The organism is Brevibacillus sp. HB1.2, assembly GCF_013332495.1.
GTDB lineage: Bacteria > Bacillota > Bacilli > Brevibacillales > Brevibacillaceae > Brevibacillus > Brevibacillus porteri.
The window spans coordinates 157,379-170,576 of sequence record NZ_JABMIU010000008.1 but is presented as its reverse complement, the minus strand read 5'-3'; the positions used below and the strand labels follow the sequence as shown (position 1 = coordinate 170,576).

The following is a 13,198-nucleotide window of genomic DNA, read 5'->3' as shown; positions in this document are numbered from 1 at the left end:
GCACATGTTTACGGTGGGGCTTTTTATTGGGAAGAAAATAATCACGAAAAGACATAACTTTAGTTAGTATTTTTTGCAAAAGACTGTTGTTACCATATTTTTGTTTCAACTAGATGTTTTGCTAGGGGAGTGTGTCGACAGTAGGGGGAGTTCAAATGAAGAAGGAAGGAGGACGGTGTTATTGATGAAAAGAATGATTGCTCGTTTGTTGGTATTTACTTTGCTGTTTGCAATTGTCCAACCTGTGTTTATTCAAGAAAAAGTGAACGCAGCTAATCTTACAGATGTGATTAGAGTAGAGGCAGACAAGTTCGTGGATGCGTCTGGTGCCTATCCAGAGGGAATACAGTATGAATTGATTCCGAACGCGTTGATCGTCGGCTATGCGCGAGACTCGGGCGGGGATTATGGGGCTGCGAATGCTGCCCTGCGTTTTGACCTGAGCGGCGTGAAAAGTGAGAAGAAAATTGAGTCCGCCAACCTGAAAATTTATGTGCACAAGGTAGAAGCAACAGGCGGAGATATGCCCTTTATTGATCTATGGGGCTCGTCTGATGACAGCTGGAACGATGATCCTACGGTGACGATACCTATGCATCACGAAAGAATCATACCAAATGAGATGCTCCCCAGTAATTTCACAGGGTGGAAATCGTTTGATGTAACCAGCTTTGTTAAGAGCCAGATTCCAGACAAAAAAGCTACCTTTGTTTTAAGAGGACGGCAAACAGCGCCGCCAGTACCACTTTTGTATCAGCCTCAAATCGTTTTCTACGACAAAAGAAATATTAGTTACGCTTCTCAGCTGGAAATCACTTATGCTGCTAACACTCCACCAACCGATATCCTCTTATCGTCCAATTCGATTCCTGAAAACAATCAAATAGGAGCGGTAGTTGGTACGCTGTCGGCAGTAGATCCTGATCAAGGAGATACTGTTACGTTCAGCATTCTAAACAATCCGGTGCCATTTACTGTTGAGGGAAATCAACTGAAGGTAACGGAAAAATTTGATTTTGAAACGAAGTCGACTTACTTCGTACCGATAACCGCAACAGACTCGGCTGGCAATTTCTTTACCAAGATGATGACCATCCAGGTGACAGATGTAAATGAACCACCTACGACGGCGACGGTTACCATCAATGGCGGTGCTGCGATTACGAATTCAGCAAATGTGACGCTCACTATGACCCATGATGACCCTGACGCGGCCAAGCCCGAGTACCGTTTGACGAACGTGGAAGGTGGTCCTTGGAGCGAATGGAAGTCGTTTGTGACACCTGTAACGTGGACCCTCACGACAGGAGAAGGGACCAAATCGGTCTTCATGGAGCTGCGTGACGGAACAGGAACTGTCTTGCAAGCGCAGGATAGCATTGTGCTGGATACGACTCCTCCGGTAGGGACAATCGAGATCAATAACGGGAACGTAGCCACTTCATCAGAAAAGGTAGAGCTTACCATTCAGGGAAGCGATGCGAACGGCCCGGTAGAATTGATGTTGTCGAATGATAACAACTTTACAGGCAGTTGGCTGCCAATCCCAGCCAATAACAAGCTGGAATGGAACTTGGCTAGTGGAGACGGACAAAAAACAGTCTACGCGAAGTTCCGTGATGGTGTAGGGAATCTGTTTACGATATCCGATACCATCGTGTTAGACAAAACGCCGCCTATTGTGACGGGGGTTGCGAATGACAGCTTCTACACGGCGGATGTCACCCCTGTCTTTGACGATGGCACAGCAACATTGAATGGTGCTCCTTTTGCCAGCGGCACAAAGGTGAGCGTGGAGGGCAAGTACACGTTAGTCGTGACGGATACAGCGGGGAATACGACGGCGGTAGCCTTTACCCTGGATAAAACCGCACCTACTGGAACTCTTGCGATCAATAACGGAGCCACCCATACAAATAATCAGGATGTCATCTTGCAAATCGATGGCACTGACGCTACCAGCAAGGTAAAAATGAAACTGTCCAACGATAACATCAGCTGGAGTGCGCTAGAGGATGTTGCGACCACCAAGGCTTGGAAGTTAACAATTGGGGATGGACAGAAAACAGTCTATGTACAGTTGATCGACGAAGCTGGCAACACCCATGATTTACAGGCATCGATTACACTCGACACGGTTGCACCTGTTGTCACAGGGGTAGAGAACAACAAGCTGTACAATCAGAGTGTTACGATCAGCTTCAACGAAGGAAAGGCGACCTTGAACGGAAAGCCGATAGCTGACGGAGAAATCGTCAATGAGGATGGAGCCTATACGCTGATTGTCACAGATGAAGCGGGCAATACGACTATCCTTCCATTTTCCATCGATCAAACGAAGCCGTCAGGCAGTCTCAAGATCAATGGTGACGCCAATTATACCCATATACTAGCAACTACATTACAAATTGCCGTTACCGATTTCAGTAATGAACTACAGATGCGCTTTTCCCATGATACGAGTGATCCAGCCAATTGGACTTCCTGGGAAGCGCTGACCACGACAAAGGCGTGGACCTTGCCGACTGGGGACGGAACCAAGTCGGTTTACATGGAAGTAAAGGACAAAGCAGGGAATATTGCCAGCTTTACTGATGAGATCACACTCGATATGACCAACCCTACGGGTGCCTTCGAAATCAATCAAGGCCAGTTGTATACCAACTCGAGCAAGGTTACGTTGAGTGTGGAGTCGGCTGATGCTCATGGTGTGGAAATGCGCTTGTCCAATGACAACCTGACGTGGAGCGATTGGAAAACGGCACCATCAAAAGGCGACGTTCCATGGGAGCTGAGCGTTGTTGATGGAGCCAAAACGGTCTATGTCGAGCTGAGAGATCCAGCCGGAAACCAATTGGCCCTTCAAAAGCAAATCACGCTGGATTCAGCTGGACCAGTCGTCACGGGAGTCGCCCAGAATGGTGTCTATGCGAGCGACGTAACGATTTCCTTCAACGAGGGAACAGCATTACTGAATGGCAGTCCGTTTACGAGCGGTTCTGTCGTCACTGTGGAAGGATCGTATGAGTTGGTCGTCACAGATGAGGCACAAAATCGCACGACGATTCGTTTTACGCTGGATAAAACACCAGCGACAGGAACGCTCAGCATCGATAACGGAGCCGAATTTGCGAAAACAGAAGATGTGACGTTACACATTACTTCCCCAGGGAATACAGACGATATCGAAATGCTGATCTCTAACGCGGATGACAACTCGGGTACGTGGGAGCGTTTCGCAGAGTCAAAAGCATGGAAGCTGGCTGATGGCAGTACAAACGGCACCAAAACGGTTTATGTCAAGCTGCGGGACAAAGCGGGGAACGTCACAAAGCTAAGCGATACGATTGAGCTAGATGTGGTGGCGCCGACTGGATCTATCACGATTAATAACGGAGAGAACTATACCAAGTCTCGTGATGTTACGCTCGCCATAACAGCGAATGACAGTACGAGCGATGTGGAAATTCGCTTCGCCAATGGTGACAACGACTGGAGCGATTGGGAGGCAGTAACTGCGGCCAAAGCATGGCAATTGAAGTCCGGTGATGGAACCAAGACCGTCGAAATGCAGATTACGGACAAGGCTGGGCACATCACAACTGTTTCCGATACGATCGAGCTGGATGCAGATGCGCCAGTTGTTACAGGAGTCGAGGATAAAGGCATTTACAAAGATGACGTGACCATCACCTTCAATGAAGGAACCGCGACATTGAATAGTGCTCCGTTCGCAAGTGGCGACCAGGTAACAAGTGAAGGCAAGCATGAACTGCGGGTCGTAGATGCTTCCGGAAACGAAACCAAGATCACGTTTACCTTGGATAAGACAGCACCAACGGGAACGTTCGTCATCAACAATGATGATCGTCTAACCAGCTCCACCAGCGTGAGACTGCATGTTACTGCCACGGACAATTTGGGAGATGTAGAGATGCGCATCTCCAATGACCAAGGCAAGTGGAGCAGCTGGGAAAAAGTGACGGGAACAGTGCCGTGGAGCTTGCCGTATGGCAATGGCACGAAAAAAGTTCTGATCCAGCTTCGCGACCAGGCAGGAAACACCGTCGAACTGGATGATTCCATTGAGCTATATGTGTCGAATCCGCCAACGGGAGAGCCGGTCACCGGAGTTGAGTTGGAGGAAGAGGAGTTAACGCTGCGTGTTGGCGATACAGAAAGCCTTCGTGCCACTGTAAAACCAACGAACGCCACCAACAAACGAGTCAAGTGGGAAAGCAGCGACTCTGAGATCGTCGAGGTAGATAAGGAAGGCAAGATCACGGCTGTAGCTCCTGGGACCGCGACGATTACAGTGACGACCGAGGATGGGAACAAAACCGATTCGGTGGAAGTAACCGTTAAGGAAATAGCCACCTTCCAGTTGGAAACAAACGAACCGTCCTTCTGGATGAAGCCAAAGGGAACCACGACCTTACGCCTTTATAAAGTAGAAGGCAAAAAACGCAAAGACATCACGCGAGACAAAAATGTTGAATACGACACAGAAAACGGGTTGGTTACCGTCAAGCAGGGCCGCATTACGGCAGGAAAAGAAGAGGGAGAAGACATCGTTACCGTTCGCTATATGGGCGAGGAACTAGAGATTCCGGTGACGGTTTCTAAGAAAACGATTCGTTCGTTGACGACTTCCTTCAAGGATTTGGTGCTGGAGATCGATGAGGAGAAGCAGCTCACTCTGACAGCCGTCTTCAGTGACAAGAACACCGAAGAGGTGACAGAAAAAGCAACGTGGTCCTCAAGCGACGAAGAGGTCATCGAAGTAACAAAAGAGGGAAAAGTGACAGCGCTGGCTGAAGGGAAGGCTGTCATTACTGCGAAATATGGCGGTAAAAAGGTAACCAATCGTGTGCTCGTAGTAGAGGAAAAGAAAGTAAAAGATTTGCGAGTATCGCGCTCTTCGCTGCGCTTGAAGGCAGACAATACTGGAGAGATCGTCCTGTATGCGGTCTATGAAAATAGATACGAGGAGATCGTCACCAAGGATGCCGAATGGACAGTGGAAGATCCAGAGATTGCGACTGTAGAAAATGGTGTCGTGACCGCACTGGAATCTGGTAAAACAACGATTACAGTGGAATACGGCGGCGAGACCATTACGATTAACATTACGGTCTGGTAAATGAAAAGGGGCTGTTCGATCTACTATGGAGGGCAGCCTCTTTTCCATCCTGTTTTTAAAGGTGAAGAAATATGGAAAACGCATCCATTGCTTTTGTCACTAGCATGATGATTGGGGCTATTTTCTTTGGTATTTTATGGTGGGAAGGCTCGTGGTTCAGTCTTCGGTTTACGAAGTGGTACTTCGGTATTTTATTTGCAGTCTCGATAGTAGTAGGAGGGTATACCCTTTTCCAAGGGTAATGATTTAACGTATCGAGTAAGCAAATTTCTACAAAGAAAAATAGACATGTTCAACCTTCTCAGGTATCGATCAATTTCTACACCAGCCTACCCGAGAAGGTAAACATGTCTATTTTTGTTTGATGATAAACCAATGTCTAGGCTAATATTTGACATAAAATTCAGATATGATATAATGCTCTTAAATGGTAATCTATTACATTTTATGCTTTTAATAGGTAATTGTTCTAAAATATCCCCTCTTCCTAGTAGAATCTGAAGCTACCTTTCCACGATTCGAAAGAACAATTCACCTTTCAATTGCAAGGCTTCCCTGCATAGGTGTTTCATACTCAACTGTATTCAAACACTACTCCACTTTTTTCGCGAATTCATAGCAATTCAATTCAGTTACCTTCCCTTTCACATCTCGTTTGTAGCCGCTTTGAACATGCACAATAAAATTTGAAAGCAACATGTTTGTTTGATCAACTATTCCTATGTTTTTCCCTTTTTCTATTTGCTTCACCTTAACTAATCGGGTGTCCAGTCTTTATCGTGGACGATTCGATGAGTCAACGCCTACTTTGTAAAGGAGGGGGAGGCTTACCGACTACTATCCATTTTAAAAGTCTGATCAAGCAGAGCGGGTGAGGAACTTCATAATTTTAGAGGGTTCCCCCTTCATTATCAAGCTCAAAAAGGGAGGATAACCATGACCATGGAAGATCAAGTGAATCATTGGCTTTCAGAATTGGCAGGAGAGGCTCCATTGCTACAGCTTCCGTTTGATATCCCCAGACAAAAAAATGTTCGCTATGAAGAAGAGTGGCAATCGATTGATCTGTTAAAACCGGTGGGGGAGAAAGCAAGATTACTTTGCATGCAAGAAGAGACCGACATGTTTACGCTATTCTTGGCTGCATACCATAGCTATCTTTACAGATATACGGGGCAAAACGACATTCGGATTGGTGCGATAGAGGGTGATAGCTCTGCCTTTTTTGCAAGTCGAGTGATTATGAGTGGAACGACGAATTTTAAGCAGCTGTTGAACGAGGTCAAAGAGAATGGGATGGAGGAGAAGCTTACCAGCAACTCCGAAACTACGAAATTATTTCATACCTTTTTAAGAGTGGGAAAAGCTGGGGATGGGGATATCAAACTTTTTGTCGATTCCCAAATAGCAAATGTAGAGCTGCGTGTTGATGTCGAAGAAGCTGAGGGAATGCGCATAACTTTTACATATAATTCCTTCCTGTTTACACAACAGACGATACGACGAATGATCGAGAACTTTTGTAACTGGATCGAACAAGTAATCACGGATGTCGAAACTCCTATCGATTTATTGAGACTAATAACCAAAAACCAAGAGAGAGAACTGGTAGACGAGTGGTGCAGGAATGATGAACCCACGAATGTTCCTGACACAATCTTGAATGCCTTTGATTTCCAAGCCAATCGGAATCCCGATGCCATCGCGCTCGTTTTTAAGCAAGAGAAGATGACCTATCGGGAATTGGATCTCCGCTCAAATCAATTGTCGAATTACCTCCGAAAGATTGGTGTAACGAGTGAAGTGCTGGTGGGAATATGCCAAGAGCGTTCCATGGAAATGATCGTAAGCATATTAGGTGTGTTGAAAGCAGGAGGCGCTTATGTACCGATCGATCCTGCTTATCCCGTTCAAAGACTCCACTATATTATGGGAGATGCTGCTTTACAAGTAGTGATTGCGGATGAAGCGTCCGCGACGAAAGTACCTGACGGAATAAAAGTGGTAAAATTGTCGGATTATTGCGAAATTTTGTCGAATGAAAGCACGGAGCCCCCTGCAATGGAAGTAAACGGCCATAATCTTGCTTATGTCATCTATACCTCCGGCTCGACAGGAAATCCGAAAGGGGTAATGATTGAGCATCATTCCGTTATGAATTTTCTTCAAACGCTGGAGAGTCGCAGTCCACTTTTACAAACGGACAGGCTTTTACAAAAAACGTCTGTTTCCTTTGATGCTTCTGTTTGGGAACTCTTTTGGTGGATGTTGAAAGGCGCTAGCTTGTACATCCTCCCGAACAGCGATGAGAAAGACCCTGCCTTGCTTGTGAAAGCAGTCGAGATGCATAAAATTACCCATCTCGAGTTTGTGCCATCTATGTTGAAAGCTGTATTGGATTCTATAGAAAATCATGGTTCTTCTGCTGCATTATCCTCCTTGAAATACGTCACAGTTGGAGGGGAAGTACTTCCGCCTCCTGTTGTTACGAAATGTACCGATCTGTTGACCATTCCTCATGGTACAACCTTATACAACACATATGGGCCGACAGAGACGACAGTCGAGGTTGCCAGCTTCAAATGCCATCCAGATGAAACCCACGCGCAAATACCCATTGGAAAACCGAATGCCAATACACAGTTATACGTGTTGAACGAACATTTGCAAATGCAACCTGTCGGAGTTGCCGGAGAACTGTATGTCGGCGGATCAGGCGTAGCAAGAGGTTACTTGAACCGTCCTGAATTGACAAAGGAACGCTTTATTTCCAACCCGTATTGTCCAAAATCAGACTCGCGTTTGTATCGAACCGGAGATTTGGTTCGGTACTTGGCCGACGGAAACTTGGAGTATATCGGGCGCAATGACAACCAGGTAAAAGTGAGAGGGTACAGAATTGAGCTGGAGGAAATTGAAGTCACTTTAGGCAATCATTCGACTGTTGAGCAAGCAATCATTGTCGCGAAAAAAGACGCCTATGAAAATAACAAGCTGATCGCTTATGTGATAGGGTCTGGAACGGTAACAGAATGGCGTGATTATCTAAAGGCTCAGCTTCCAGAGTTCATGGTTCCGGCCTACTTTGTGAAAATGGATGTTTTCCCGCTAACCCCCAGTGGAAAAATTGACCTGAAGTCACTGCCAGAGGTAGGTAATAGTCGTCCGCATGTTTCGACGGAATATGTAAAACCGGAAACAGAATGGGAAACGAAGCTCTTGGACATTTGGATGGATTTGTTCGGATACGATGAGATTGGAGTCGAGGATAATTTCTTTGAATTAGGCGGACATTCGCTGTTGGGGACTCAGGTTATTGCCAGAATCCGTGCTCTTTTCAAGAAAGAGATTCCGTTGTCTGCTCTGTTTACCCATCCGACGATTCGGAGCATCGTGCCGATCGTAACTGCCGCAGATGAGGTAGATGCAGTGGATGCGTTACCTGCCATCAAGAGGGTATCACGAGATCGAGAATTGCCGCTTTCTTATTCGCAAGAAAGAGTGTGGTTTTTAGAACAGTTAAGCGCGAATAATTTGGCTTATATTTTTCAAGCCACAATGAAAGTGCGCGGGATGCTGGATCTCCCCATACTCAATAAGTGTTTTACAGAGATTGTTCGCAGACATGAAATATTCCGAACCGTTTTTCATGAGAAAAATGGACAACCCTATCAGGTGATCTATGAACCATTCGATGTGGAATTGCCTGTTATAGATGTTTCGCACTTACCTGAGAGTGATCGTGCCGCCGAAGTCCAAAGACTCATTCAAATGGAGATCAAAAATCCGATTGATATCGCACAGCTGCCATTGGCGCGATGGATTGTTTATAAGATTTCTGAGTTGGAGTCTGTCATTTTGTTTGTGGAGCATCATCTGATTCATGATGGATGGTCATTCCGCAAATTTTTAAAAGAACTGTTTACGCTATACAGTGCCTATCTTGAAAAGAAACCATCTCCACTGGCTGAGTTGCCGATTCAATTCGCAGACTATTGCGTATGGCAGAACGAGCTGTTTAAGCGCGGCAAGGAAAACAAGCAGTTAACGTACTGGAAGAATCTACTGCAAGGGGCCAATGGGGTTCTGGAACTACCCACTGACAGGCCACGACCAGTAAATCAAACCTTTCACGGGAATATGTTTACCCAATTAATACCGGAAGAACTGTATCTTCAATTGCGTGATTACTGCATGAAAACAAACACGACCTTATTCATGGTCATGATGTCTGCGTTTCAAACCTTGCTCCATCGTTATTCCAATCAAGAAGACATTATTGTAGGTTCGGGTATCGCGAATCGCCGCTGGAAAGACACGGAAGAATTGATCGGGATGTTTGTCAACAATATTGTGATCCGTACGCAATTTACCGACAATATGACGTTCCAGGATGTATTGCAAGATGTGAAGAGATCGGCCTTGGAAGCGTACGAGAATCAAGAGATTCCTTTTGACCAAGTAGTCGATGCCTTAAAACTGAAGCGTGATCAAAGCCGTAACCCTCTATTCCAAGTCATGTTTAGTTTCCAGGATGCAAAAGTCACGCATTTACCTGTATCCAATCTGAATATTCAACTCACCGAAGGCATTAGCAACGGATCGGCCAAATTTGATATCAACGTAGTGGTGACAAATCACGAGGAGCTCTCTTCTTCCCTTTTAACAAAGGATGAATACGGAAGTATAAGTCTTGACTGGGAATACAATACGGATTTGTATGACGAATCTACGATGCGCCGCATGTTTGCGCATTATATTGAATTGCTGAAAAGCGTTCTTACGCACAGTGACCGGACGTTGCATTCCATGCCTATGCTGACCGCTTCTGAAGAGAACCAAATTCTCCAAGAGTGGAATGATACGGATGTTGCGTTTGAGGATCAAAAAACGCTCCATCAAATATTCGAAGAGCAAGCTGCCCGGACGCCAGAGCGAATGGCGGTTGTATTCGGCAACGAACAATGGACCTACAGGCAAATAAATAACAGGGCAAACTTCCTGGCAAGCAAATTGCGAAATCAGGGAGTGAAGCCGGATACATTAGTAGGGTTACTGAGTGAGCGTTCTCCCGACATGATGATTGGTATTCTTGCCATTTTAAAAGCGGGTGGAGCGTATATGCCGATGGACACAGTGGCTCCGAAAGAAAGACTGTCCTACATTCTCCGGGATAGCGATACGAAGGTCGTCGTCATGCAAGAGAAATTCAAGACAGCGATCGATTTCAATGGACCCGTCCTGTTATTGGAAGAGAATAGGCCGGATCAGGATGTAGAATGCGAGAATCTGGAGTCCGTTGCCCATTCGAAAAATTTGGCGTACGTCATCTATACTTCAGGTTCGACGGGGGCACCAAAAGGAGTCATGATCGAGCATTGCTCGGTTGTCAATCGGATGAACTGGATGGTCCATCGCTACCCCATGAACGAGCATGACACCATCATGCAAAAGACTCCCTATTGTTTTGATGTTTCCGTAACGGAATTAGTCCTATGGTTTTTCACTGGTAGTAAATTATGTTTCCTCGCTCCCCATGCAGAGAAAGACCCGGAACTTATTGTCAAAACGGTTGCCCAGCATCAGATAACTTATATTCATTTTGTTCCATCTATGCTCAGCATCTTTTTAGACCATTTGGAAAACGTGGATTGCGCAGAGGAAATCAAAACTTTACAGCGAGTCTATACAACCGGGGAAGCTTTGAGTGCGGAACAGGTTCAACGTTTTCATCGATTAATCGGGCAAAGGAATCATACGACTCTTATTAATCTGTATGGTCCTACGGAAACGACTATTGAAGTGACCTACTATGATTGCCAGGCCGATAGCAAGGTAATCCCCATTGGTAAGCCTATGGATAATATTCAAGCCTACATCCTCAATAAGGAAGGGGACCTGCAACCAATAGGCGTGATGGGCGAATTGGTTATTGGGGGCATTGGTCTTGCACGAGGGTATATCGGAAAGCCTGAGTTAACAGCTGAACGTTTTGTCCCGAATCCTTTTGGCAATCCATCTGAAAGGTTATACAAGACAGGTGACTACGCTCGGTGGATGCCAGACGGCAATATTGAGTACATCGGCCGTATGGATAATCAAGTGAAAATTCGCGGTTATCGGATTGAATTAGGTGAAATCGAAGCGGTTATGAGGAAGCAGCAAGGGTCAGGAGAAGTGGCAATCATTGCCCATGAATATGAGCCGGGGGATAAACGATTAATTGCTTATTACAGTGGGGCATCAGAGGCCGAGACAGTAAAAAGCCATTTACAGAAACAGTTACCGCCGTATATGATTCCTTCTTATTTTGTACGGGTGGGGGAAATGCCGCTCACATCGAGTGGCAAATTGGATCGTAAAGCATTGCCACTGCCTGAGATCCACATAGTAAGCCATCACTACACAGCGCCGCGAAACTCAACGGAAGAATTGCTCGCACTCATATGGAGTGAAATTTTAAGAGTAAACCAAATAGGGGTATTTGATTCGTTCTTTGAATTGGGAGGGCATTCCCTGTTGGCAACACAGGTTGTATCGCGCATACGAGAAGTGTTTGGTCAACATCTACCTATCCGAGCGATCTTTGATTGCCCGACCATTGAGGGGTTGGCTAAGCGGCTAACCGAATTGCGACAAGGCGAAAAAATGGTTCAACTGCCTGCGCTCCTACAAGTGGATAGAACGGAACCCATTCCGTTATCTTTTGCGCAGCAGCGGTTGTGGTTTTTTGACCAACTGGAGCCAGGAAGCAACGTCTATAACATTCCTTATGTATGGCGCTTAAGCGGTTCATGGGATGTTGCCGGATTAGAAAAAGGATTTAACCAATTGGTTGAACGTCATGAAATGCTTCGTACCGTATTCGCAAAACAAAATGGCGTCCCTGTACAGCTCGTTCAGCCGCATCAATCAAGATCATTGCCTGTCATAGATGTAAGTAGTCTCTCCGCGGATGAAAGTGAAAAGCAGGTCCAGCATTCTATTCAACAGAGTGCTGATCGCGTATTTGACTTGAGCCAAGGACCGTTGATTGAAGCCGAGCTGATTAAGCAGGATGAATCGGAGTATGTTCTGCTTTGTACCGTACATCATATTGTCTTCGATGGCTGGTCAGAGGATATCTTGTTGGACGAGTGGATGGCATTTTATGAAGAAGCAGTCAGCGGAACACCTGCCGATCTGCCACCGTTATCCATTCAATACGGGGACTTTGCTGTCTGGCAAAGACAATGGCTATCAGATGAGACGATGAAAGAGCAAGTGGCGTATTGGGAAAATGAACTTGCAGACGATCTTACGGTGCTTCAGCTGCCATTCGATCGTCCACGACCAGCCATTCAAACGTATGCAGGAGACATGCAGCATATCGATCTGGCCCCTTCATTATTAGAAAAACTAAAAGCTTTCAGCAAGCAAGAGGGCGCTTCCCTGTTCATGACATTACTAGCTGCCTATCAGAGCTTTCTCTCTCGGTATACCGGACAAACAGACATTTTAGTAGGAAGCCCGGTTGCGAATCGCACTCGAAAAGAAATGGAAGGGTTAATCGGGTGCTTTGTAAACACGCTGGTTTACAGAGTGAACGTCGAAGACAATCCAAGCTTCAGGCAATTGGTCGCCCAAGTCAAAGAAAAAACATTGCGCGGGCAAGAAAATCAGGATGTGCCCTTTGAAAAAATAGTAGAGGCTCTCCAGCCAGAGCGAAATGCAAGCTACTCCCCTGTTTTCCAAACGATTTTTACGATGCAAACCCACCTGAGAAACGTAAAGCAATGGCCAAATAGAAAAATTGAGCCAGTGAAAAGCACCATCAAGGTTGCCAAATTTGATTTGTCGATTTCAATAGAAGTCAATTCAGAGCACTCGTTGACGATTTCATTCGGCTACAATACAGACCTATTTAATCCGTCCAGCATAGAACGAATGATCGGACATTTTGTGAATTGGCTCGAACAAGTGATGGCATATCCTGAGGAGTCAATAGAAGGCTTGCGATTGATTTCAGAAGAGGAAGAAAAACAACTGCTGGAAATGTGGAGTAATCATTAGGAG

2 protein-coding genes are annotated in these 13,198 nt (G+C 45.7%); both read left to right on the top strand.

Annotated features, from left to right (window positions below):
• Positions 1–184: 184 nt before the first annotated feature.
• Complete coding sequence (locus HPY28_RS19060; RefSeq protein WP_174231173.1) at positions 185–5,143, top strand: Ig-like domain-containing protein; 4,959 nt, start codon at positions 185–187, stop codon at positions 5,141–5,143.
• A 936-nt stretch (positions 5,144–6,079) separates the two neighbouring features.
• Positions 6,080–13,195 carry an amino acid adenylation domain-containing protein gene (locus HPY28_RS19055; RefSeq protein ID WP_174231172.1) on the top strand — a complete coding sequence of 2,372 codons (7,116 nt, stop codon included), beginning with the start codon at positions 6,080–6,082 and terminating at the stop codon, positions 13,193–13,195.
• Positions 13,196–13,198 lie beyond the last annotated feature (3 nt).

What these genes read in the sequence shown, in the direction of transcription:
- HPY28_RS19060 (WP_174231173.1), top strand. Translation starts at nt 185, where the DNA reads ATGAAAAGAATGATTGCTCGTTTGTTGGTATTTACTTTGCTGTTTGCA.
- HPY28_RS19055 (WP_174231172.1), top strand. Translation starts at nt 6,080, where the DNA reads ATGACCATGGAAGATCAAGTGAATCATTGGCTTTCAGAATTGGCAGGA.